This is a genomic window from Janthinobacterium sp. GW822-FHT07H10 (assembly GCF_058798675.1).
This window is the reverse complement of sequence record NZ_JBXAKS010000009.1, coordinates 253,386-275,004: the sequence shown is the minus strand read 5'-3', so window position 1 is coordinate 275,004 and position 21,619 is coordinate 253,386. Positions and strand designations below refer to the sequence as shown.

Annotated in this window: 23 protein-coding genes and 1 riboswitch; of the genes, 18 read left to right on the top strand and 5 right to left on the bottom strand. The window is 64.7% G+C overall.

Features of this window, described 5'->3' with window-relative positions; translation table 11 throughout:
* Window positions 1-279: 279 nt before the first annotated feature.
* The 18 genes from cobT (at window position 280) to yacG (ending at window position 18,016) form a co-directional block, all read left to right on the top strand.
* Window positions 280-1,320 carry a nicotinate-nucleotide--dimethylbenzimidazole phosphoribosyltransferase gene (cobT, locus tag AC1RDJ_RS20795; protein ID WP_071325253.1) on the top strand — a complete coding sequence of 347 codons (1,041 nt, stop codon included), beginning with the start codon at window positions 280-282 and terminating at the stop codon, window positions 1,318-1,320.
* Window positions 1,321-1,324: 4 nt separating this feature from the next.
* Window positions 1,325-2,131 carry an adenosylcobinamide-GDP ribazoletransferase gene (locus AC1RDJ_RS20790; RefSeq protein WP_493028548.1) on the top strand — a complete coding sequence of 269 codons (807 nt, stop codon included), beginning with the start codon at window positions 1,325-1,327 and terminating at the stop codon, window positions 2,129-2,131.
* A gap of 6 nt (window positions 2,132-2,137) precedes the next feature.
* On the top strand, window positions 2,138-2,692 hold the full coding sequence (locus tag AC1RDJ_RS20785; RefSeq protein ID WP_493028547.1) for a histidine phosphatase family protein: 555 nt from the start codon (window positions 2,138-2,140) through the stop codon (window positions 2,690-2,692).
* Window positions 2,693-2,736: 44 nt separating this feature from the next.
* Window positions 2,737-2,978, top strand: a riboswitch (cobalamin riboswitch).
* A gap of 83 nt (window positions 2,979-3,061) precedes the next feature.
* Window positions 3,062-5,056: a TonB-dependent receptor gene (locus AC1RDJ_RS20780; protein WP_493028545.1), complete on the top strand. Its 1,995-nt coding sequence runs from the start codon at window positions 3,062-3,064 to the stop codon at window positions 5,054-5,056.
* A 132-nt stretch (window positions 5,057-5,188) separates the two neighbouring features.
* The gene (locus tag AC1RDJ_RS20775) at window positions 5,189-6,214 is read left to right on the top strand and encodes a FecCD family ABC transporter permease (RefSeq protein ID WP_493028544.1); all 1,026 of its coding nucleotides are present in this window, start codon (window positions 5,189-5,191) and stop codon (window positions 6,212-6,214) included.
* A gap of 7 nt (window positions 6,215-6,221) precedes the next feature.
* Window positions 6,222-6,989 (top strand): ABC transporter ATP-binding protein, encoded by a 768-nt coding sequence (locus AC1RDJ_RS20770; protein ID WP_071325257.1) that lies wholly within the window; start codon window positions 6,222-6,224, stop codon window positions 6,987-6,989.
* Window position 6,990: 1 nt separating this feature from the next.
* On the top strand, window positions 6,991-7,623 hold the full coding sequence (cobO, locus tag AC1RDJ_RS20765; protein WP_493028543.1) for a cob(I)yrinic acid a,c-diamide adenosyltransferase: 633 nt from the start codon (window positions 6,991-6,993) through the stop codon (window positions 7,621-7,623).
* 7 nt (window positions 7,624-7,630) lie between these two features.
* The gene (cobU, locus tag AC1RDJ_RS20760; RefSeq protein WP_493028542.1) at window positions 7,631-8,197 is read left to right on the top strand and encodes a bifunctional adenosylcobinamide kinase/adenosylcobinamide-phosphate guanylyltransferase; all 567 of its coding nucleotides are present in this window, start codon (window positions 7,631-7,633) and stop codon (window positions 8,195-8,197) included.
* Window positions 8,191-9,144, top strand: coding sequence for an adenosylcobinamide-phosphate synthase CbiB (cbiB, locus tag AC1RDJ_RS20755; RefSeq protein WP_493028541.1), 954 nt, complete (start codon window positions 8,191-8,193; stop codon window positions 9,142-9,144). The genes cobU and cbiB overlap by 7 nt, the downstream gene beginning before the upstream one ends.
* Window positions 9,137-10,123, top strand: a complete 987-nt coding sequence (gene cobD, locus AC1RDJ_RS20750) for a threonine-phosphate decarboxylase CobD (protein WP_493028540.1) — start codon at window positions 9,137-9,139, stop codon at window positions 10,121-10,123. The genes cbiB and cobD overlap by 8 nt, the downstream gene beginning before the upstream one ends.
* Window positions 10,120-11,019 carry a cobalamin-binding protein gene (locus AC1RDJ_RS20745; RefSeq protein ID WP_493028539.1) on the top strand — a complete coding sequence of 300 codons (900 nt, stop codon included), beginning with the start codon at window positions 10,120-10,122 and terminating at the stop codon, window positions 11,017-11,019. The genes cobD and AC1RDJ_RS20745 overlap by 4 nt, the downstream gene beginning before the upstream one ends.
* Window positions 11,016-12,491, top strand: a complete 1,476-nt coding sequence (locus tag AC1RDJ_RS20740) for a cobyric acid synthase (protein ID WP_493028538.1) — start codon at window positions 11,016-11,018, stop codon at window positions 12,489-12,491. The genes AC1RDJ_RS20745 and AC1RDJ_RS20740 overlap by 4 nt, the downstream gene beginning before the upstream one ends.
* A 99-nt stretch (window positions 12,492-12,590) precedes the next feature.
* Entirely contained in the window at window positions 12,591-14,063 is a 1,473-nt protein-coding gene (locus AC1RDJ_RS20735; protein ID WP_493028537.1) for a DHA2 family efflux MFS transporter permease subunit, read from the top strand.
* Window positions 14,064-14,136: 73 nt separating this feature from the next.
* Window positions 14,137-15,333 (top strand): type II secretion system F family protein, encoded by a 1,197-nt coding sequence (locus AC1RDJ_RS20730; RefSeq protein WP_493028536.1) that lies wholly within the window; start codon window positions 14,137-14,139, stop codon window positions 15,331-15,333.
* Window positions 15,334-15,438: 105 nt separating this feature from the next.
* Window positions 15,439-16,308 carry a prepilin peptidase gene (locus AC1RDJ_RS20725; protein ID WP_071325266.1) on the top strand — a complete coding sequence of 290 codons (870 nt, stop codon included), beginning with the start codon at window positions 15,439-15,441 and terminating at the stop codon, window positions 16,306-16,308.
* A 42-nt stretch (window positions 16,309-16,350) separates the two neighbouring features.
* On the top strand, window positions 16,351-16,998 hold the full coding sequence (gene coaE, locus AC1RDJ_RS20720; RefSeq protein WP_071325267.1) for a dephospho-CoA kinase: 648 nt from the start codon (window positions 16,351-16,353) through the stop codon (window positions 16,996-16,998).
* A 62-nt stretch (window positions 16,999-17,060) separates the two neighbouring features.
* Window positions 17,061-17,816, top strand: a complete 756-nt coding sequence (zapD, locus tag AC1RDJ_RS20715; protein WP_071325268.1) for a cell division protein ZapD — start codon at window positions 17,061-17,063, stop codon at window positions 17,814-17,816.
* 11 nt (window positions 17,817-17,827) lie between these two features.
* Complete coding sequence (gene yacG, locus AC1RDJ_RS20710; RefSeq protein WP_071325269.1) at window positions 17,828-18,016, top strand: DNA gyrase inhibitor YacG; 189 nt, start codon at window positions 17,828-17,830, stop codon at window positions 18,014-18,016.
* Window positions 18,017-18,139: 123 nt separating this feature from the next.
* Here the strand turns inward: yacG and AC1RDJ_RS20705 are convergent, their stop codons facing one another.
* From AC1RDJ_RS20705 to argJ, 5 genes are all read right to left on the bottom strand, one after another.
* Window positions 18,140-18,562, bottom strand: a complete 423-nt coding sequence (locus AC1RDJ_RS20705; protein WP_071325270.1) for a PIN domain-containing protein — start codon at window positions 18,560-18,562, stop codon at window positions 18,140-18,142.
* Window positions 18,562-18,771 carry a FitA-like ribbon-helix-helix domain-containing protein gene (locus AC1RDJ_RS20700; protein WP_493028535.1) on the bottom strand — a complete coding sequence of 70 codons (210 nt, stop codon included), beginning with the start codon at window positions 18,769-18,771 and terminating at the stop codon, window positions 18,562-18,564. Before AC1RDJ_RS20700 ends, AC1RDJ_RS20705 begins: the two co-directional genes overlap by 1 nt.
* A 120-nt stretch (window positions 18,772-18,891) precedes the next feature.
* Entirely contained in the window at window positions 18,892-19,329 is a 438-nt protein-coding gene (locus AC1RDJ_RS20695) for an NUDIX domain-containing protein (protein WP_071325272.1), read from the bottom strand.
* The gene (locus AC1RDJ_RS20690) at window positions 19,326-20,192 is read right to left on the bottom strand and encodes an ATP-binding protein (protein ID WP_493028534.1); all 867 of its coding nucleotides are present in this window, start codon (window positions 20,190-20,192) and stop codon (window positions 19,326-19,328) included. Before AC1RDJ_RS20690 ends, AC1RDJ_RS20695 begins: the two co-directional genes overlap by 4 nt.
* Window positions 20,189-21,427, bottom strand: coding sequence for a bifunctional glutamate N-acetyltransferase/amino-acid acetyltransferase ArgJ (gene argJ / locus AC1RDJ_RS20685; protein ID WP_493028533.1), 1,239 nt, complete (start codon window positions 21,425-21,427; stop codon window positions 20,189-20,191). The genes AC1RDJ_RS20690 and argJ overlap by 4 nt, the downstream gene beginning before the upstream one ends.
* Between the last annotated feature and the right edge of the window lie 192 nt (window positions 21,428-21,619).

Sequence of the window (21,619 nt, the reverse complement as noted above, 5' to 3'; positions counted from 1 at the left end):
CTGTATTCGGTTACTGCTTTCGCGCCATCGACAAAGCGTTGTGTTTGTCAGCTGCGAAGAAGGAAGAGTATGAAGCAATTTGCTACGTCCGTCAACTCCTTCTTTTTACTGCATCGCCGTTTCCGGCGATCCTCAAAGCTGCATTTGACTGCGTCTCATTGGGGAGGCGAACTATAGCAAAGCACCGCACGTCCCGCAAGCGCTATTTTGCAGTTGGGCAAATATTGCCGTGTGATATCGTAGCGCCGACCGCACTCTGCCTCATCCACATAGATTCCCATGCCTATCCCACACATCTCCCCCACCGCCCATCCTGCCCTGGCCAGCGCACTCGACCATGCCATCAATAGCAAAACCAAGCCATTGGGCAGCCTCGGCATGCTGGAAACCCTGGCCCGTCAGATCGGCCTGATCCAGCAAAGCACGCAACTGGCGCTGCACCAGCCTGCCATCATCGTTTTCGCAGCCGACCATGGCGTCGTCGCCGAAGGTATTTCCGCCTACCCACAAAGCGTGACCTGGCAAATGGTGGAGAACTTCCTCGGTAACGGCGCCGCCATCAATGTCTTCGCCCGCCAGGCCGATTGCGCCCTCTATATAGTAGACGCGGGCGTGAACCACGATTTCGGTGTGCGCGATGGCTTGCTCGACCGCAAGCAAGGCCCTGGCACACGCAACTTCGCCACGGAACCGGCCATGAGCCAGGAGCAATGCCTGGCCGCCATGCAGGCCGGGATGGACCTGGTCGCCACCTTGGACGGCAACGTGCTGGGCTTTGGCGAAATGGGCATCGGCAACACCACGGCCGCTGCCGCACTGATGCACAAGCTGACCGGCACGCCCGTCGCCGATTGCGTCGGCGCCGGCACGGGCCTCTCGAAAGAAGGCGTACTACATAAACAGCAGGTGATCGAAGCGGCTGTCGCGCATCATGCGGCAGCCAATGAGCCGCTCGATGTGCTGGCCACCTTTGGCGGCTTCGAAATCGCCATGATGGCGGGCGCCATGCTGAAAGCGGCCGAACGGCGCATGATATTGCTGATCGACGGCTTCATCGTCAGCAGCGCCCTGCTGGTGGCGGCCCGTTTGCAGCCGGCCATCCTCGATTACTGCGTGTTTTCGCACTGCTCCGATGAAAACGGCCACCGCCAGCTGCTGGCCAGCCTGGGCGCGCGTCCGCTGCTGCAGCTTGATTTGCGCCTCGGTGAAGGCACGGGGTCCGCGCTGGCCTTGCCGCTGCTGCACGCGGCCGTCAATTTCATGCGCGAGATGGCCACCTTCGCCTCGGCCCAGGTCAGCGAAAAGTCCACGCCGGACTAAGATCATGGCCAATCCCCTTGCCGCCGCAGTCCACCAGTGCCGCCTGTTCTTTATCGCGCTGCAGTTCTTCACGCGCCTGCCCATCCCGCGCTGGGTGGGGTTCGAACCAGCCTGGCTGCAGCACGCCTCGCGCTACTTCCCCCTGGTCGGCGTAGTGGTGGCAGCCATATCCGGCGCCGTGTATCTGCTGGCCAGCTGGCTGCTGCCGTCGCCAGTGGCCGTGCTGCTGGCCGTCGCCGCCGGCATCTACCTGACGGGCGCCTTCCATGAAGACGGCTTCGCCGACATGTGCGACGGCTTCGGTGGCGGCTTGACGCGTGATCGCGTGCTGGAAATCATGAAGGATTCGCGCATCGGCGCCTATGGCGCCATCGGCATCCTCTGTTTGCTGGCCATCAAATGCGCGGCACTGGCCTCGCTGCCGCCAGCCGTCGTCGTGGCGACCCTGTTCATCGCCCATCCGCTCTCGCGCCTGGCCGCCGTCTCGCTGATCCGGTTCATGGACTACGCGCGCGACGAAGGCAAGGCCAAGCCGATGGCGCAGGAAATGCGCACGGGTGAATTCATCATCGCCACCGTCTGCGGCCTGCTGCCGGCCGCTGCCTGCGGCGTACTGGGAATATTTGACTGGGGCGCGCTGACCTTTGCCATCGTGGCGGCGGCCACCTGCGCATTCTGGCTGGGCCGCAAATGCCAGCGCCGCCTGCAAGGCTACACGGGCGACTGCCTGGGCGCCGTGCAGCAGGTGGCGGAAGTGGCTGCCTACCTGGCCATCCTCTCCAGCTTCCAGCCTCCCGTGCGCTTCTATTAAACACGCATGCGCCTGATCCTCGTCCGCCACCCCGCGCCGCAAGTCGCCAGCGGCACCTGCTATGGCCGCAGCGACGTGGCGGTGGCGCCGCATGACATGGCTGCCGTGCGCGCCAACCTGCAAGCAAGCCTGCCGGCACATGTGCCGCTCTACGCCAGCCCGCTGCGCCGCTGCGCCGACCTGGCGACGGCATTGGCGCAAGACCTGCCTGCCAGCGCCCTGCGCTTTGACGACCGGCTAGCCGAAATGGATTTCGGCTCCTGGGAAATGCGTCCCTGGCACGCCATCGAGCGCGCCGAGATCGACGCCTGGGCGGCCGACCTGGCCCACTACCGCCCCGGCGGCGGTGAAAATGTGCTGGCAATGGCCGCCCGCATCGATGCATTTCTGCATGACCTGTTGCGCGAACAACACGAAACGGCGGTCATCATCTGCCATGCGGGCACCATCCGCCTGCTCTGCGCATTGCAAGCCGGGCTGCCATTGGAGGAAACGGCCCTGCTGGCAGCCAATTCGGCCCATAAAATCGGCTACGGTGCGACGGTCGTCGTCGATTTCTGATATTGAATTGCCCAGCCAACCATGTCAGTCCATGCCTGCTGCACGTATAATGGCGGGGTTTTGGTGCCCGCGCTCATGTCCATGAGCGCAGTTAAACGGGAAACACGATGCCGCGATCGCGGCGAGCGTGTGCTGCCCCCGCAACGGTAAGCAAGTGTCGCCCCTCCCTACAGGAAGCGGGCGACAAGCTATCTCTGACAACCACTGTGCTTGCAATCATCGAGCATGGGAAGGTGGGATAGCTCTACTTGCCAGCCCGGATACCGGCCAGGACAGGTGGAAGTGCGGGCCTTGCCGGGCGCCGCGCCTTCCGTTGAATCTGGCTTGCGGGGACGCGAGCCGGGTGCTTTTTCCGAAGAAAACGATATCATGACTGCTCCCGTATTACACCGCCGCGCGCCGGCAATGGCGCCGCGCGCCCTGGTTTCCGCCATTTCCCTGTGCTTCATCGCCGCCGCTCCAGCATTCGCGCAAACCGCGAACAACACGCTGGACCAGATCGTTGTCACCGGCTCCCGCTTCAATAGCGACCCGGCATTGCAACCGATCGGCGCCACCGTCATCACGGCCGATGAAATCCGCCGCGCGGGCATCAGCGACGTGAACCAGGCCATCCGCAAGATCGGCGGCATCTATGGCCGCCAAAGCCTCACCGGCAGTCCTGATTTCACCCTCGACCTGCGCGGCTTCGGCGCCACCGCCAGCCAGAACACGGTCGTGGTCCTCGATGGCGTGCGCCTGTCGGAAAATGAACTGACCGATCCAGTCCTGGCCAGCATCCCCATCGACAGCGTCGAACGCATCGAAATCACGCGCGGCGGCAGCAGCGTCCTGTATGGCGACGGCGCCACGAGCGGTGTGATCAATATCGTCACCAAACGTCCAGGCAAGCAGGCTGGCCGCGGTACCGTCTTTGCCGAAGTCGGCCAACTGGGCCAGCGCGAAGTGCGCGGCTCCGTAGCCCAGACCTGGAATAACGTCACTCTCGATGCCGCTGTCGGCAAGCAGGAAACCGACAACTATCGCGACAATAACGAATACAAGCAGACCAACTTCGGCGGCGGCGCGCAATGGCAGGACAAGAATGTCCGCGCAGGTGTGCGTATCGACAGCACGCGTCAGGACAGCCGCCTCCCTGGCTCGATCACATTGGCCCAATTTGAAGACAATCCGCGTCAGGCGAAGACTCCGAAAGATTTCGGTTCAGTCGACAGCGACCGCTACACCGCCTTCGCCGAAGGCCGCCTGGGTGCCGTTGATCTGGCAGCCGAATTGTCGCACCGTGAAAAGACGGCCAAGTCCACCTATTTCAGCAGCTTCGGTCCTTCCGCCTCGGAACGCAAGGTCAAACAAAACCAGTTCTCGCCACGACTGCGCCACCTGGGCCAGTTCGACGGCATGCTCAATGAGATCGTCGCTGGCGCCGACTTCATCAAGTGGGACCTGCAGGTTGACGCTTCGTATTCCCAAGCCAAGGCAAAGCAGAAATCGCAGGCATTCTATGTGCGCGACGAATTGAAGTTCGCTGGCCCGCAAAACGTCCGCATTGCTGCGGGCGTGCGTCACGAAACCTTCGACAAGGACTTCAACGACCCTCTCGGATACTTGACGACAGCCTACAATCTCAAGCAAAACTTCAATGCATGGGATGTACAAGGCAGCTTCGATATCGTCTCGCAGGTGAATCTGTACGCCAAGGCCGGACAAAGCTATCGCGTCGCTAATGCCGATGAAAATGGCTTCACCCCTATCGCTAACAAACCATTGCAAGGCCAGACCTCGCACGACCTGGAACTGGGCGCAACCTACGACAACAGCATCATGAAGCTCGATGCCCGCATCTTCCGTCACAAGCTGACCAACGAGATCTATTACGATCCGACGGCAGGTCAATTTGGCGGGGGTGCCAACACCAACCTGGACCCGACCAAACACCAGGGTTTCGAACTCGATGCCAGCGCGAATATCGCGGCTGACTGGCGCGTCAGCGGCCACTACCAGCACGTGAAGGCCACCTTTACCGAAGGCGTCAACTCGGGCAAGGAACTGACGCTGATCCCGAAAAACACCCTGTCGGCCCGTCTGTCGTGGGTACCGAAAAACGGCCAGAGCGCGGACATCGGCGCGCAATGGGTGGATAGCCAGCGCTATGGCAGCGATTTTGCCAATACCTGCGCTGCCAAGATCCCGTCGTTCACCACCTTCGACGCCCGCTATGCACGCAAGTTCGGCGCCTGGGAAGTGGCTGTGAACGCCTTGAACCTGACGGACAAGCAGTACTTCACCAACGCCTTCAGCTGCAAAGGCGGCATCTATCCTAGCAATGGCCGCCAGATGAAACTCTCGGCACGCTACGATTTCTAAAGTGGCCAGGAGTTGATTACAATGGCCCGTACGCGCAATCGCATGCGGGCCATTTTTTTGTATACGCCCCACCAACGCATCCGAGGAAGTCCGCAGCCACTTGCACCGCTCCCGTTTCACCTAAGGCAGTACATGCACCCATTTTTCCGCAATATGCGCCACCGCGCCACCGTGATCCTCACGGTGCTGGTCGCGTGCGCAGTTGCCAGCCTGATTTTCTCCGGCATGATCGGTTCGATCGCGATTCCGCTCGCCGACCTGCCCTCCGCCCTGTTCCATGTCGCACAGGGCAAGACCGACACCCTCGCCGCCACCCTGCTCGACCTGCGCATGGGCCGCGCGCTGACCGCGTTTGTCACCGGCGCGGCACTGTCGCTGGCCGGCGTGATGATGCAGGCGCTGCTGCGCAATCCGTTGGCCGACCCGTACGTGCTGGGCATTTCCGCCGGCGCCTCCGTCGGCGCCCTGGCCGCGCTGCTGTTCATGTGCGCGCTGTGGGTGGTCGACGCGGCGGCGTTCGCTGGCGCCGTCGGCGTCTCCATGCTGCTGTACCTGTTTGCGCGGCGCGACCTGCGCGGCGGCACGGCGGCCGAAGGCGGCGCCTCGCTATTGCTGCTGACGGGCGTGATCCTGGCTTCGGCCTGCATGGCCATCGTCACCCTGATGCTGTCGATCGCGCCGGAAAGCCGCTTGCGCAGCATGGTGTTCTGGATGATCGGCGACCTGTCCGGCGCGCCGGCGCGGCTGATGCCCTGGCTGGTCCTGGGCGGCGCCATGGTCTTCGCGCTGCGCTGCGCGCGTTCGCTCAACGTCATGGCCCTGCACGCGGAAGCGGCCAGCACGCTGGGCGTGCGCGTGGGCGCCCTGCGCAAGGGCCTGTTCTTCTGTTCCGGCCTGCTCACGGCCAGCGCCGTCACCAGCGCCGGCAGCGTGGGCTTCGTCGGCCTGATCGTGCCGCATGCGCTGCGCTTCGCCTGCGGTCCCGATCACCGCCTGCTGATTCCCGCCGCCGCCCTGGCCGGCGGCACCTTCCTGGTGCTGGCCGATACACTGGCGCGCACCGTGCTGGCACCGTTGCAGCTGCCCGTCGGCGTCGTCACGGCGATGATAGGCGCGCCCGTCTTCCTGTACCAGCTGCATCGATTGCGCAGGGGATGAAACAAACATGATCCGCACCTATCAACTGGGCCTGAAGGCCGGCGCGCGCTGCCTCGTGGAAAACCTCACCTGGCGCATCCAGGAGGGCGAATGCTGGAGCGTCATCGGCCGCAACGGCGCCGGCAAGAGCACCCTGCTACGCGCACTGGCCGGATTGCGCGAACCGGATGCTGGCCACGTGACGATACAGGGCCGCGCCCTGATCGACTGGCCGCTCGACGAGCTGGCGCGCGAACGGGCGTTCCTGGCGCAGGCGCGCCACGACGCGTTCTCCTACCGCGTCATCGAAACGGTGCTGTCGGCGCGCCACCCGTATCACGACAACCACTATTGGGAAGGCAGCGACGACCAGCGCATCGCCCTGGCGGCGCTGGCGTCGATGGAAGTCGAGCACTTGGCCGAACGTGACGTGCGCAGCCTGTCCGGCGGCGAGCGCCAGCGCGTGGCCATCGCCGCGATGCTGGCGCAGGATACGCCCTTGCTGCTGCTCGACGAACCGGCCAACGCGCTGGACCTGGCACACCAGGTCAGCGTCATGGGATTGCTGGCCAAACTCTGCCGCGAACAGAATAAAACCGTCGTCATGGTAGGGCATGACCTGAACCTGGCGCACAGCGTCTCGACCCATGCGCTGCTGCTGATGGGCGATGGCGGCTGGCTGGCCGGCCCCGTGGCCGAAGTCATGCAGGCGCCAACCCTGAGCGACTACCTGGGCCACCCGATCGAAATCATCGCCCACGGCAAACGCAAGATATTCATACCGAAAGAGGACTGACATGAGCGACAACAAGAACATTGACGCGGACACCGCCGCCATCAACGAACGCCACCGCGTGCGCATGGAGAGAAAAAAGGCCATCATCGACGCGGCCATCGCCAAGGCCGACAAGGAAATCGGCATCATCATCGTCAACACGGGCAATGGCAAGGGCAAGAGTTCGAGCGGCTTCGGCATGGCCATCCGCGCCATGGGCCACGGCATGAAAGTGGGCGTGGTGCAGTTCATCAAGGGCGCCATGTCGACGGGCGAAGAGAAATTCCTGCGCCGCTTCCCCGACGAAATCAGCTTCCACGCGATGGGCGAAGGCTATACCTGGGAAACCCAGAACCGTGAACGCGACATCGAGAAAGCGGAACTGGCGTGGGAACAGGCAAAGACCTTCCTGGCCGATCCAGCCTATGGCCTGGTACTGTTTGATGAACTCAATATCGCCCTCAAGTACAAATACCTGGACGTGCACCAGGTGATTGCCGACCTGCTCGAACGCCCGGCCATGCAGCACGTGGTCATCACGGGCCGCGGCGCGCCCGATGAACTGATCGCCATCGCCGACACCGTCACGGAAATGGCCGTCGTCAAGCATGCGTATGCGGCCGGCATTGGCGCGCAACTCGGCACCGAGTGGTGACAGCGCCATGACGCGCACCCTGGTCTTCGGTGGCGCCCGTTCCGGCAAGAGCGCCTACGCCGAGCAACTGGCACGAGCGTCCGGCAAGGAGGTCATCTACATCGCCACCGCGCAGGCGGGCGACGGCGAAATGGCCACGCGCATCGCGCATCACCGGGCGCAGCGCCCGGCAGACTGGCCCACCGTGGAAGAACCGCTGCGCCTGGGCGACGCCATCCTGCGGCAGGCGCTGCCCGGCCGCCTGCTGCTGGTCGACTGCCTGACCCTGTGGCTGACGAACCTGATGTTTTCCACCGGCGAGACCTATCCGGACGTGGGTGACATCACCCTGCCCGAACTGTTTCACAGCGAGCGCGCGCACCTGCTGTACGCGCTGGCCGAAATCGAGGAAACGGGCTGCGACCTCGTGCTGGTATCGAACGAAGTGGGCATGGGCATCGTGCCGTATGGCGCCATCTCGCGCTGCTTCACCGACGAAGCGGGCCGCTTGAACCAGGCCGTCGCGGCCCTCTGCGACAGGGCCGTTTTTGTCGCCGCCGGCCTGCCGCTGCACCTGAAGGGCGGCCCATGCTGAGCGGCTTGTCGCTGCCCATGCTGGCAGGCCTGATGACGGCCGGCGTGCTGCTCGACATGCTGCTGGGCGAGACGCGCCGCTGGCATCCGCTGGTCGGTTTTGGCCGCCTCGCCAATGCGCTCGAGCGCCTGCTGAACCGGGGCCGCGGGCGCTTCGTGCGCGGCGCGCTGGCATGGATGCTCGCCGTGCTGCCGATCAGCTATGCCGCCTATTGGCTGTGCGGCCTGGCCGGTGCCGCCCTCCACGTCTTCCTTTTATATCTATGCCTCGGCTTGCGCAGCCTGCGCGACCATAACCAGCCGATCGCCGACGCGCTGGCCGCCGGGGATCTGGACAACGCGCGCCTGCTGACGGCGCGCATCGTCAGCCGCGACACGGCCAACGCCGATGCGGCCAGCCTGGCCAAGGCCAGCACGGAATCCTTGCTGGAAAACGGCAACGACGCCGTCTTCGGCACCCTGTTCTGGTTTGCCGTGGCCGGCGGCCCCGGCGCCGTGCTATTCCGGCTGGCGAATACCCTCGACGCCATGTGGGGCTACCGCAACGCACGCTACGACTGGTTCGGCTGCTGCGCCGCGCGCATCGACGACATATTGAACTACCTGCCGGCGCGCCTGACGGCCCTGTCGTATGTCTTGCTGGGCAAGCGCATGGCCGACAAGCAGCGCGCCTGGCACTGCTGGCGCAGTCAGGCGCCGCACTGGGGCAGCCCGAATGCGGGCCCCGTCATGGCCAGCGGCGCCGGCGCTCTGGGCCTGGCCCTGGGCGGCGACGCCATCTACGACGGCAAGCTGGAACGCCGCCCGCCTCTGGGCAGCGGACACCCGGCCGAAGCGCACGATATCGACCGCGCCTGGCGCCTGGTCGCCGAAACGGCCGTGCTGTGGCTGATCTGGGTGGCGCTGCTGGCGGGCCTGTCTTACCTGCGGGAGACCTATCTTGCTTGAACACGGCGGCAACCTGCGCGATGCGGTGAGCGAATATGGCCGGCCGCTGGCCGACTGGATCGACCTGTCGACCGGCATCAACCCGCACTGGTATGCGGCGCCAGCACCGGACGCCAACGCCTGGCACCGGCTGCCGGAAGCCGATCCGGCGCTGGCCGCTGCCGCCTGCGCCTACTACGGCGCACCGGCCATGCTGCCCGTGGCGGGCACGCAAGCCGCCATCCAGGCCCTGCCCCGGCTGCGCGCGCCATCGCGCGTGGTGGTGGCCGCGCCGTCGTATGCGGAACACGCGCACCATTGGGGCCAGCATGGCCACCAATTGCGCCAGATGCCGTATGCGCAACTGGCCGGCGCCGTGGACCACTGCGACGTGCTCGTCGTCTGCAATCCGAACAATCCCACGGGCGAACGCATCGCCCCCGAACTGCTGCGGGAGTGGGCCGCCAGGCTGGCCGCGCGCGGCGGCTGGCTGGTGGTCGACGAAGCGTTTGGCGATACGGAATCGCACGCCAGCCTGGGCCGCCATACGCAGCAGCCGGGACTCATCGTGCTGCGTTCGGTGGGCAAATTCTTTGGCCTGGCGGGCCTGCGCCTGGGCTTTGTCGCCGCCCAGCCCGCGCTGCTGGCACAACTGGCTGACCTGCTGGGCCCGTGGACCGTCAGCGGTCCGGCCCAGCAAGTGGCGCTGGCCGCCCTGAACGACACGCACTGGCAGCAGGCGATGCGCGCACGCCTGCAAGCACAAGGCGAACGTCTGCGGCAGCTGCTGGCGGCCCACGGCATCGCCAGCAACGGCACGGCGCTGTTTCAATGGTGGCCGGAAGAACGCGCCGACGCCTTCTGGCGCCACATGGCGGAATCCGGTATCTGGGTGCGCCTGTTCCGCCACGCCGCCCACGGCATCCGCCTGGGCCTGCCCCCCGACGAACCTGCCTGGCTGCGCCTGCAGCAGGCCCTCACCGCATGGAAGCACACATGAAAAACCTGAACATATCGCTGCTGCTGGCCGGACTGATTTCGCTGCAGGCGCATGCCGCCATCACCGTGCGCGACGACGACGGCAATACCGTCACCGTGGAAAAACCCGCGCAGCGCATCCTGGCGCTGGCGCCGCACGTCACGGAACTGCTGTTCGCTGCCGGCGGCGGCGAGAAGATCGCCGGCGTCGTCAGCTACAGCGACTACCCGGAGGCGGCTAAAAAAATCATGCAGGTCGGCGACAACCGCCAATACGACATGGAGCGCATCATCGCCATGAAGCCGGACCTGATCGTCGTCTGGATGCATGGCAGCGCCGAGCGCCAGATCGCCATGCTGCGCCAGCTGAAAGTGCCCATCTACCACAGCGAACCGCGCAAGCTGGCCGACATCCCCGACAGCATGGAGCGCCTGGGCCAGCTGATGGGGACGGAAAAAGTCGCCAGACCGGCGGCTGCCCAGCTGCGCGCCAAACTGGCCAGCTTGACGTCGCAATACGCGCAGCGTCCGCCCGTGCGCGTGTTTTACCAGGTGTGGGACAAGCCTCTCTATACCTTGAGCGGCGCCAGCATCATCAGCGATTCGATGCGCGTATGCGGCGGCCAGAATGTGTTTGCCGCGATGAAGGTGGTGGCACCCGTCGTCACGCCGGAAGGCGTGCTGCAGGAAGACCCGGAAGTCATCTTCGGCACCAGCGAGAAAAGCGATGCGCGCAGCGAAGGCGGACTGGCCATGTGGCGCGCCTTCCCGTCGATGACGGCCGTGCGCCGCAATAACCTGTTCCGCCTGAATGGCGATTTGCTGAACCGCGCCGGCCCGCGCATGATCGAAGGCACGGCCGCCATGTGCGAGCAGCTGGAGCTGGCCCGCCAGCGCCGCACGAAAGCCGTCCCATGACGCGACAAGCGCCATTTCCGGCGCTGATGGTACAAGGCACCACGTCCGACGCCGGCAAGAGCACCGTCGTCGCGGCCCTGTGCCGATTGCTGAAACGGCGCGGCGTGACGGTGGCGCCGTTCAAGCCGCAGAACATGGCCTTGAATAGCGCGGTGACGGCCGACGGCGGCGAGATCGGACGCGCCCAGGCCTTGCAGGCGCTGGCCTGCGGCATCGCGCCGCACACGGACATGAACCCGGTGCTGTTAAAGCCTTCGTCGAACACGGGCGCACAGGTGATCATCCATGGCAAGGTGCGCGCCGAGATGGATGCGCGCGACTACCAGCAGTACAAAACCATCGCCATGGGCGCCGTGCTGGAATCCTATGCGCGCCTGCGTGGGCAATACGACGCCGTCGTCGTCGAAGGCGCGGGCAGTCCCGCCGAAGTCAACCTGCGGGCGCGCGATATCGCCAACATGGGTTTTGCGGAAGCCGTCGACTGCCCCGTGATCCTGGTGGCCGACATCGACCGCGGCGGCGTCTTCGCGCACATCATCGGCACCCTGGCCTGTTTGTCCGACAGCGAGCGGGCGCGCATCGTCGGCTTCGTCATCAACCGCTTCCGCGGCGACATTTCGCTGCTGGCGCCCGGCATCGACTGGCTGGAACAGCAGACGGGCAAGCCCGTGCTGGCCGTGCTGCCCTACCTGCAAGGCCTGTTCCTCGATGCGGAAGACGCCGTCGAAGCGATGCAGGCGGAACGGGGAGCCTTCAAAGTCGTGGTGCCGCAACTGCCGCGCATCAGCAACCACACGGATGTCGACGCCCTGCGCGCGCATCCCGATATCGACCTGCAATTCATCAAGCAGGGGCAGCCGATCCCGCCGGCCGACCTGGTGATCCTGCCCGGCAGCAAAAACACGCGCGGCGACCTGGCCTGGCTGCAGCAGCAGGGCTGGCCCGCCTACCTGGCGAAACACCTGCGCTATGGCGGCAAGGTGATCGGCATCTGCGGCGGCTTCCAGATGCTGGGACAGTCCGTGCACGACCCGCTTGGCGTGGAAGGCGCCAGCGGCGTATCGACGGCGCTGGGCCTGCTCGACATGCACACGCAGCTGACGGCCGAAAAGACGCTGGAACAGGTCACGGGCCACTGCGCATTTGACGAAGCGACTGACATTGCCGTCGCCGGTTATGAAATCCACATGGGCGTCTCGCACGGCGCGGCCATGCAACAGCCGGCGTTTGTCATCGACGGCCGGCCCGAAGGGGCCGTATCGGCCGACGGACAGATCCTGGGCAGCTATCTGCACGGCATGTTCGACACGCCCGCCGCCTGCGCGGCGCTGCTGCGCTGGGCGGGACTGGAATCCGGGCATGCGGTCGACACCAGCGCCCTGCGCGAGGCCAGCCTGGAGCGCATCGCCGACGCGGCGCAAGCGCTGATGGATGCGCTCGACAAGCTGGGGAGACCGTCGACGTTTCCATGATGCACAGCAACAGCGGGCGCGGCGGCGACGTGGCGGGGCCATTTATGTGACAATTGCTGGCATACACAGGCGCAGTATCCACGACCAGGCTCCGCATCCATGACCAGTTCCCCGATTAAAAGCTACCTTCCCTGGGTGGTCGCCACCGCCCTGTTCATGGAGCAACTCGACTCCACCATCGTCAACACCGCCATTCCCGCCATGGCAGCCAGCCTGAACGTGACGCCGCTGAGCCTGAAGGCCGTCGTCACCAGCTATATCCTGAGCCTGGCCGTGTGCATCCCCATCAGCGGCTGGATGGCCGACCGCTTCGGCACGCGGCGCGTGTTTTCCGCCGCCGTCGCCATCTTCACCATCGCCTCGATCCTGTGCGGCCTGTCCGTCAATTCGCCGATGCTGGTGGCGGCGCGCCTGCTGCAGGGCGTGGGCGCGGCCATGATGATGCCGGTGGGCAGGCTCACCATCATCCGCACCTTTCCCAAGTCGCAACTGCTGGCGGCCATGAACTTCGTCATCATCCCGGCCCTGATCGGCCCCCTGCTGGGCCCCACGGTGGGCGGGCTGATCGTGCACTGGCTGTCCTGGCGCGAGATTTTCTTCGTCAACGTGCCCGTGGGCCTCGTGGCCCTGTACCTGGCGCACCGCTACATGCCCGACTATTACGGCGACAAGCCGCGCCCGCTGGACCTGATCGGCCTGGTGCTGTTCGGCACGGGCATCGCGCTGCTGTCGTGGCTGCTGGAAATCTTCGGCGAACACCGCATCGACCCCACCTCGTTTGCCGTGCTGCTGTTCATCTCGATCAGCCTGCTGGCCGCGTATGCCTGGCACTCGAGCGAAGTGCTGCATCCGCTGCTGCGCCTGACCCTGTTCAAGATCCGCACCTTCCGCGTCTCCGTGGTGGGCGGCTTCGTCACGCGCCTTGGCGTGGGCGGCCTGCCCTTCCTCTTGCCGCTGCTGTACCAGCTGGGCCTGGGCTTGCCCGCCTGGCAGTCGGGCCTGCTGATGATGCCGTCGGCCGCCGCCGCCATGGGCATGAAATTCATTTCCGCACGCGTGCTGGCCCGCTTCGGCTACCGCCAGGTGCTGATCGTCAACACGGTGCTGATCGGCGTCACCATCGCCATGTTCTCGCAGGTGGGCGTGGGCACGCCCCTGTACGTGATCGTCGCCATCAGCCTGTGCATGGGCTTTTTCAATTCGCTGCAGTTTTCCAGCATGAACACCATCGCATATGCCGACGTGGACAATGCCGACTCCAGCATGGCCAGCACCATCGCCAGCTCGATGCAGCAGCTGTCGATGAGCTTTGGCCTTGCTTTCGGCTCGCTGATCACGGGCTGGTACCTGGGCGACATGCCGCAGTCGGACCGCGCCATGCTGAGCACGGCATTGCACCACGCCTTCCTGACCCTGGCCGGCTTGACGGTGCTGTCCTCGCTGACCTTCTGGACCTTGCGCCGCGACGATGGCGAAAGCATCAGCAAGGGCACGGACATCGACGAAGAAGACGCCGCCGATGTGAAAGCCCAGGCCGTTGTGCAGACGGAAGTGCAAACGACAAAAGGCTGAGCCAGATCAAGCTTGCCGCCAGCGTCGCTGGCGCTTTGGCCTGCCGCTGCTACCTTGACGGCAGGAGGCGCACATGGCGGCCGAGCGGCGGTTTGCATGGAAAGGCACTGACCGCCATGGCAAGACGGTGGACGGCGTCCTGCGCGCGGCCGATGCCGGCGCCGCCAAGGTCGCGCTAAGGCGTCAGGGCATCCTCGCCAGCAAGGTCAAGGCCCCGCGCGCCGCGCCCGGCAAGGCCATCACGCACAACGATATCGCCCTGTTTACGCGCCAGCTGTCGACCATGATGGCGGCCGGCGTGCCGCTGCTGCATGCCTTCGACATCGCCGGCAAGGGCCACGCCAAGCCGGCCATCACGCAGCTGATGCGCGACTTGCGCAGCGATATCGAAGCGGGCAGCAGCCTGCAGCAGGCGTTCCGCCAGTATCCGCTGCTGTTTGACGAACTGTATTGCAACCTGCTGGCCGCCGGCGAGCAGGCCGGCATCGTGCAGGAATTACTGGCGCGCCTGGCCACCCACCAGGAGAAAGCCATCGCCCTGCGGCGGCAAGTGCGTGGTGCGCTGATGTATCCGCTGGCCATCGTGCTTGTCGCCATCGTCGTCACGGCCATCATCATGAGCGTGGTCGTGCCCGCCTTCCGCCAGGTCTTCGACAGCTTCGGCGCACCGTTGCCGCTGCCGACCTTGCTCGTCATGGGTTTGTCGTCCTTTTTCGTGCGCTACTGGCCAGGATTGGCTGCCGCGCTGGCCGTGGCCGCCCTGCTGCTGCGCCTGGCCTGGCGCCGCTGGCCCGCCTTGCGCCGCCACGCCCAATTGCAGGCGCTGCGCTTGCCGCTGTTCGGCCCGCTCCTGCGCAAGGCGGCGATCGCGCGCTGGACACGCACCCTGGCCGCCATGTTTGCGGCCGGCGTGCCCCTGCTCGACTCGCTCGACCTGGTGGGTGCCGCCTCGGGCCACGCGTTGTACCGGGAAGCGACGCAGCGCATCGAACGCGACATTCGCGCCGGCGGCAGCCTGGCCCTGGCCATGGAGCACGCCGGCGTGTTTCCCGACCTGCTGACGCAACTGGCGCTGATCGGCGAGGAATCGGGCGCGCTGGACGCCATGCTGTCGCGCGCGGCCGAGATCATCGAAGGGGAAATCGAAGCCACCATATCGGTCCTGGCATCGCTGCTGGAGCCGGCGCTGATGGTGGTGCTGGGCGTGCTGGTCGGCGCCCTCGTGATCGCCCTGTATTTGCCCATTTTTAAGCTCGGCGCCGTGATTTGAACGATCGCGCCGCCAAAACACCCCCATGCGCTGGCGGATGTTTTACACTGCGGCAGTGCCAGGCAATGTTTGCGCGGCAACAATCTTCACCTCAGACTAGTCACCATGCTGCAAGATACCCTGTTGTTCGCCGCGCCCGGCAACCTGCCCGTCGCCCTCGTCGCCGCCCTGTTCGGCCTGATCGTCGGCAGCTTCCTGAACGTCGTGATCCACCGCATCCCGAAAATGATGCAGCGCGACTCCGATAATTACGTGGCGGAAGAAAGCGGCCAGCCGTTACCGCATACGGACCGCTACAACCTGATGCTGCCGCATTCGAACTGCACCGCCTGCGGCCACCGCATCACGGCCATGGAAAACATTCCCGTCATCAGCTACCTGCTGCTACGCGGAAAATGCAGCGCCTGCCAGGCACCGATCTCGGCCCGCTATCCGCTGGTGGAATTGCTCACGGGCGCGCTGTCGGCCGTGCTGGTCTGGCATTTCGGCAGCGGCTGGACGGGGCTGGCCACGCTCGTCTTTGCCTACCTGCTGATCGCCATGACCTTCATCGACGCCGATACGCAAATGCTGCCGGACGACCTCACCTTCCCCCTGCTGTGGGCCGGTCTGCTGGTCAATATCAACGGTACTTTCGTGCCCCTGCAGGATGCCGTCATCGGCGCGGCCGCCGGCTATCTGGCCCTGTGGAGCGTGTACTGGGCCTTCAAGCTGGCGACAGGCAAGGAAGGAATGGGCTATGGTGACTTCAAATTGCTGGCGGCGCTCGGTGCCTGGCTGGGCTGGACCATGTTGCCGACAATCATCTTATTGTCGTCGCTGGTCGGCGCCCTGGTCGGCATCGGCCTGATCGTGTTTGCCCGGCGGGGACGCGACAAGCCGATTCCGTTTGGCCCCTACCTGGCCGCCGCGGGACTCATCGCCCTGCTGTACGGCACGCCGCTGTCGCAACTCACGCTTGGCCTGATCGGCTGATTTTCTTCGCGCAGCATGGCTGCCCCGGATTGGACAACAGATATGGAAACACAGAACGCGCCCTATTTCAGCGTAGGACTCACTGGCGGCATCGGCTGCGGCAAGAGCACGGTGGCCGACATGTTCGCCGCGCGCGGCGCCACCATCGTCGACACCGACCAGATCGCGCACAGCCTGACGGCACCGAATGGCGCGGCCATGCCGGCCCTGGTGGCGGAATTTGGCGCCGCCTATGCCGATGCGCGCGGCGCCCTGGACCGCGCCAGGATGCGCACTCTCGTATTTTCCGATGCCGATGCCAAGGCGCGGCTGGAAGCGATCCTGCATCCGCGCATCCGCCAGGCGACCTTGGCGGCGGCCGCCGAAGCGACGGGCAGCTACGTGATCTTTGCCGTGCCCCTGCTGGTCGAGTCTGGCGGATGGGTGGAGCGGGTCGACCGCGTGCTGGTCATCGATTGCCTGGAAAGCCTGCAAGTATCGCGCGTGATGGCGCGCAATGGCTTATCGGAAGAACAAGTCAAGGCCATCATGGCGACGCAGGCGACGCGCGCCATGCGTCTGGCCGCGGCCGACGACGTGATCGATAACAATGGCGATTTGGCAGCACTCGAGCCGCAGATTGCCCAGTTGCACGATTTATATCTGGCATTTTCAAAAAGAATGGCGGGAATCGGGTCGCAACGTTTGTAATTTGTCGACGCTTGGTTCAAAATCACGGGATTGTTTGCAGGTCCTTACTTAAGGGAACTATTTTGATTGTCTACGAATACCCTTTCAACGAACGCATACGTACCTTGTTGCGGCTGGAAGACCTGTACGACAAATTCAAGTTCTTCGTCCAGCAGGAACATGCAATGCAACACCATGTTGCTTTGGCAACTATTTTCGATATGCTCGAAGTGGCCGGCCGCGCCGACCTGAAATCCGACTTGCTGCAGGAGCTCGAGCGCCAGCGCCAGAGCCTGCTGGGCTATCGCAGCAATCCGAATGTGGAACCGGAAACCCTGGACGCTATCCTGGCAGAACTCGACAGTGTCAGCGGCGCCCTGGTGGCGGCGCAAGGCAAGACGGGGCAGAATATCCGCGACAATGAATGGCTGATGAGCATCCGCGGCCGTACCATCATCCCGGGCGGCGCCTGCGAATTCGACTTGCCGTCCTACTTTGCCTGGCAAAAACGCAGCTCGGAACAACGGCTGGCCGATATTCACGCCTGGTTTGCCCCGCTGGCCCCGCTGTTCGATGCGCTGGCCCTCGTGCTGCGCCTGCTGCGCGATTCGGGCGGCCCCGTGAAACTGATCGCCAATGGCGGCAGCTACCAGCAAATGCTGCAAGGCAAGGTCTACCAGATGCTGCGCCTGAGCCTGGATGAAACCAGCGGCGCCATCCCGGAAATTTCCGCCAACAAATACATGCTGTGGGTGCGCTTCACCACCCAGGGCGGCGACTTGAAACCCAAGCCGCTGGAAGACGATGTCCCATTCGAGCTCACGCTCTGCAATTTTTAACTGTAATCGCCATGACCGTAGTCAACTGCCCTACCTGTGCCGCCAAAGTCGAATGGACTGAAGCCAATAAATACCGCCCGTTCTGCTCGGAGCGCTGCAAGCAGATCGACCTGGGCGCCTGGGCCGAGGAAAAGTACACGATCCCCGCCGCCGATCCGTTCGAGGATCCACTGGCAGACGAAGACAACAAGCCGCAATAAGAACCGCGTTCAACACCGGCAGCGTGGGCGCCGGCCTGCGCTACCTTGCCAAGGCAGGGCTGCGCCGCTCAAGCACATCCCCTTTCGCCCGCTACGGCGTCATGCGACGCCGCGAAGCACGCATCAGATAAACGGATTTTCCAGGCGCAGCCCCTGCGCCACGAAACTGCCGAGTCTGCCACTGACCACCGTCAAGCCATAGGCGATGCCCATCGCCGCGATCTGCCCGTCCACGCCATGCGCATGGGCACGGCCATGCAGGCGCGCACACACGAGCGCGCAATCGAGGTCGAACTCGAGCAGGCGCGGCGCATACTCGACCAGCAGTGCTTCCAGCCAGGCTTCCAGGGCCAGCGCTTCCAATGCCGCCTCGCGCCGCCAGCTTTGCTGTATGCCCGCGCGCAATTGCGCGATGACCTGCACCGGCACATAGCGGGCCGCGGGCGCCACGCGTTCGAAAAAAGCGCCCACGCCCGCCGGCGCAGCGCTGCCGCGGCGCGCGGCAACGATCACGTCCGTATCCAGCAGATAAGCCGGATCAGGCATCAGGAGCGGCGTTCGAAATCCGTGTCGAGCCCCACGGCGGGCATGCTGCGCAAGATATCCTCGAGCGGGCGCTTCGGCAGCGGACCCAAGGCATGGCGCAGGATGTCGCGGTGTTCTTCCTCGATGCTGCGACCATGCGCGCGGGCACGCTTGTGCAGCGCCGCCAGCAGCAATTCATCGGTGTCGGTAAAGGTCAGGGTCAGCGCCATGCGTAGCTCCCGGTGTCTGATTAGAGCACTGTAGCGCAAAGCGCCGCCGATACAAGGGCAGGTCGAGGAAAGCTTGCGCCAGCCATGCAGCTCCTCGCCGCATGGCTGGCGCAAGCGGAATCAGGCCGTTGCCAGCAACGCTACCCGGCGTACCTCGTCCAGCCATTCCAGCAGGGGAATGGTGGCCGGCAGCAAGGGTTCCACGCCGACCGTGCCCTGCCAGGCGAACGCCTGCCCTTCCAGGCTTTGCGGTTCGCCGCGCCAGTGGCGGCTGATGTAGAAGTGCAGGCGCACATGGGCGTGCGGATACACATATTCCACGCCGCACCAGGGTTCGGCGCTGTCGATATATAAGCCGAGCTCCTCGACAAACTCGCGTTTCAAGGCATCGAGAATGGCTTCGCCCGGCTCCACTTTGCCACCAGGAAACTCCCAGTAGCCGTCATACGGCTTGCCGGCCGGGCGTTGGCCCAGCAGTACATCGCCATTCGGCTTCATCAGGATGCCGACGGCCACATCGACAGGCTGGATTTTTTCCTTCAAGGTCACTTCGCTCATTGTGGCAACTTCCCCGCGTAATCGCGCGCGAATTGCCAGGCCACCCGGCCCGACCGCGAACCGCGCTGCAAGGCCCAGCGCAGGGCGTCGCCGCGCGCTTCGGCGATGTGCTCCGGCGTGCAGCCGAACGAGGCCAGCCAGTGGGCGACGATATCGAGGTAATCGTCCTGCTTGAACGGATAGAACGACAGCCACAGGCCGAAACGCTCGGACAGCGAGATTTTCTCTTCCACCGTTTCGCCCGGATGCAGATCGCCATCGTCGTCCGTCTTGTAGCTGCTGTTGTCCGACATGCGTTCCGGCATCAGGTGACGGCGGTTCGAGGTGGCGTAGATCAGCACATTGTCCGATTGTGCGGCGATGCTGCCGTCGAGCGCCACTTTCAGCGCCTTGTAGCCGCTCTCGCCCTCTTCAAACGAGAGGTCGTCGCAAAAGATGATGAAGCGCTCGGGACGCGCCGCCACCAGGTCGACGATGTCGGGCAGGTCGGCCAGGTCGGCTTTATCGACTTCGATCAGGCGCAGGCCCTGGCCGGCGAACTGGTTCAGGCAGGCCTTGATCAGCGACGATTTCCCCGTGCCGCGCGCGCCCGTCAGCAGCACGTTGTTGGCCGGGCGTCCGCTGACGAACTGGCGCGTGTTCTGCTCGATCTGCGCTTTTTGCGTGCCGATATTGTGCAAGTCGTCAAACGCGATGTTCGACACGTGGGCCACGGCCTGCAAATGACTGGCAGCGCCCTGGCGGCGGCGCCAGCGGAACGCAAAGCTGTTCCAGTCCGGCGCCGGCACGGCTTGCGGCAGGATCGCTTCCACGCGCGCCAGCAGGCTTTCCGCGCGCAGCAGGAATTGATCGAGGCTGGTCATGAGCGGTAGTCGGCGTTGATCGACACGTAGTCATGCGACAGGTCGCAGGTCCACAGGGTCGCCGTGGCATCGCCGCGCGCCAGCTTGACGCGGATGGTGATTTCGCTCTGCTGCATCACGCGCTGGCCATCCTGCTCCTGGTAATCGGGATTGCGGCCGCCATTCTTGGCCACCCACACGTCGTCCAGGTACAGGTTCAGCTGGCCCACGTCGAGGTCGTCCACGCCGGCGTAGCCGATGGCGGCCAGGATGCGGCCCAGATTCGGGTCGGAAGCGAAGAAGGCCGTCTTGACCAGCGGCGAATGGGCGATGGAATAGGCGATCTTGCGGCATTCTTCCACGTTGCGGCCGTCTTCCACGGTGACCGTCATGAACTTGGTCGCGCCTTCGCCGTCGCGCACGATCGCTTGCGCCAGGAAGGTCGACAGTTCGGTGACGGCCGCCGCCAGTGCCGCGTAGTGCGGCGAGTCGATGGAATCGATCACCAGGCTGCCGGCGCCCGTGGCCACCAGCATGAACGAGTCATTGGTGGACGTGTCGCCGTCGATGGTGATGCAGTTGAACGATTTGTCGGCCGCCTGCTTGACCAGCTGATCGAGCACGCTCTGGGCCACGGTGGCGTCGAACGCGAGGAAACCGAGCATGGTGGCCATGTTCGGCTTGATCATGCCGGCGCCCTTGCTGATGCCCGTCAGGGTGACCGTATGGCCGGCGATGGTCACCGTGCGCGAGCCGGCTTTCGGCTGCGTGTCGGTGGTCATGATGGCTTCGGCGGCCGAGAACCAGTTATCGGAAGTCAGCGCGGCCACCGCTTGCGGCAGGCCGGCCACCAGGCGCTGCACCGGCAGCGGCTCGAGGATCACGCCGGTGGAAAACGGCAGGATCTGCTGCGGCGTACAGCCCAGCAGCTCGGCCAGCGCAGCGCAGCTGGCTTGCGCGTCGGCCAGGCCCGATTCGCCCGTGCCCGCATTCGCATTGCCCGTGTTGACCAGCAGCGCGCGGATCGGTGCCGCGCCTGCCGTCACGGCGGCCAGGTTGGCTTTCGAGATTTGCACCGGTGCGGCGCAGAAGCGGTTCAGGGTGAAGACGCCGGCCACGGTGGCCGTCGGCGCCAGTTTCAACACCAGCAAATCCTTGCGGTTGGGTTTCTTGATGCCGGCTTCGGCAACACCGATTTCAATGCCGGCAACGGCTTTCAGGTCGGCGGCGATGGGCTTGGGAGAATTGACGGCCATATGAGTTCTTCTGCGTGGGAAAATGGAAGCGCTATTGTAGCGCCTTCGCGGCCCGGGTGAACATGCGGCAAGGGAATCGTCGCGGCGGCCCGGGCAGCGCCGATGGGGGCCGGCAGCAAGGTCCTTGCGATTTATCAGAACGCTGCCGCCTGGCGGCGCTAAGGTATAGAAACAGACGATAGCGAGTCTGGC

Excerpts from the sequence above, each read along its gene's own strand:
- AC1RDJ_RS20735 (WP_493028537.1), top strand. The coding sequence starts at position 12,591 with ATGACCAGTTCCCCGATTAAAAGCTACCTTCCCTGGGTGGTCGCCACC.
- AC1RDJ_RS20705 (WP_071325270.1), bottom strand. The coding sequence starts at position 18,562 with ATGCCTGATCCGGCTTATCTGCTGGATACGGACGTGATCGTTGCCGCG.
- AC1RDJ_RS20785 (WP_493028547.1), top strand. The coding sequence starts at position 2,138 with ATGCGCCTGATCCTCGTCCGCCACCCCGCGCCGCAAGTCGCCAGCGGC.
- argJ (WP_493028533.1), bottom strand. The coding sequence starts at position 21,427 with ATGGCCGTCAATTCTCCCAAGCCCATCGCCGCCGACCTGAAAGCCGTT.
- AC1RDJ_RS20770 (WP_071325257.1), top strand. The coding sequence starts at position 6,222 with ATGATCCGCACCTATCAACTGGGCCTGAAGGCCGGCGCGCGCTGCCTC.
- AC1RDJ_RS20740 (WP_493028538.1), top strand. The coding sequence starts at position 11,016 with ATGACGCGACAAGCGCCATTTCCGGCGCTGATGGTACAAGGCACCACG.
- coaE (WP_071325267.1), top strand. The coding sequence starts at position 16,351 with ATGGAAACACAGAACGCGCCCTATTTCAGCGTAGGACTCACTGGCGGC.
- cbiB (WP_493028541.1), top strand. The coding sequence starts at position 8,191 with ATGCTGAGCGGCTTGTCGCTGCCCATGCTGGCAGGCCTGATGACGGCC.
- AC1RDJ_RS20690 (WP_493028534.1), bottom strand. The coding sequence starts at position 20,192 with ATGACCAGCCTCGATCAATTCCTGCTGCGCGCGGAAAGCCTGCTGGCG.
- AC1RDJ_RS20700 (WP_493028535.1), bottom strand. The coding sequence starts at position 18,771 with ATGGCGCTGACCCTGACCTTTACCGACACCGATGAATTGCTGCTGGCG.
- AC1RDJ_RS20730 (WP_493028536.1), top strand. The coding sequence starts at position 14,137 with ATGGCGGCCGAGCGGCGGTTTGCATGGAAAGGCACTGACCGCCATGGC.
- AC1RDJ_RS20725 (WP_071325266.1), top strand. The coding sequence starts at position 15,439 with ATGCTGCAAGATACCCTGTTGTTCGCCGCGCCCGGCAACCTGCCCGTC.
- AC1RDJ_RS20780 (WP_493028545.1), top strand. The coding sequence starts at position 3,062 with ATGACTGCTCCCGTATTACACCGCCGCGCGCCGGCAATGGCGCCGCGC.
- AC1RDJ_RS20790 (WP_493028548.1), top strand. The coding sequence starts at position 1,325 with ATGGCCAATCCCCTTGCCGCCGCAGTCCACCAGTGCCGCCTGTTCTTT.
- AC1RDJ_RS20775 (WP_493028544.1), top strand. The coding sequence starts at position 5,189 with ATGCACCCATTTTTCCGCAATATGCGCCACCGCGCCACCGTGATCCTC.
- yacG (WP_071325269.1), top strand. The coding sequence starts at position 17,828 with ATGACCGTAGTCAACTGCCCTACCTGTGCCGCCAAAGTCGAATGGACT.
- AC1RDJ_RS20695 (WP_071325272.1), bottom strand. The coding sequence starts at position 19,329 with ATGAGCGAAGTGACCTTGAAGGAAAAAATCCAGCCTGTCGATGTGGCC.
- cobT (WP_071325253.1), top strand. The coding sequence starts at position 280 with ATGCCTATCCCACACATCTCCCCCACCGCCCATCCTGCCCTGGCCAGC.
- cobO (WP_493028543.1), top strand. The coding sequence starts at position 6,991 with ATGAGCGACAACAAGAACATTGACGCGGACACCGCCGCCATCAACGAA.
- cobU (WP_493028542.1), top strand. The coding sequence starts at position 7,631 with ATGACGCGCACCCTGGTCTTCGGTGGCGCCCGTTCCGGCAAGAGCGCC.
- AC1RDJ_RS20745 (WP_493028539.1), top strand. The coding sequence starts at position 10,120 with ATGAAAAACCTGAACATATCGCTGCTGCTGGCCGGACTGATTTCGCTG.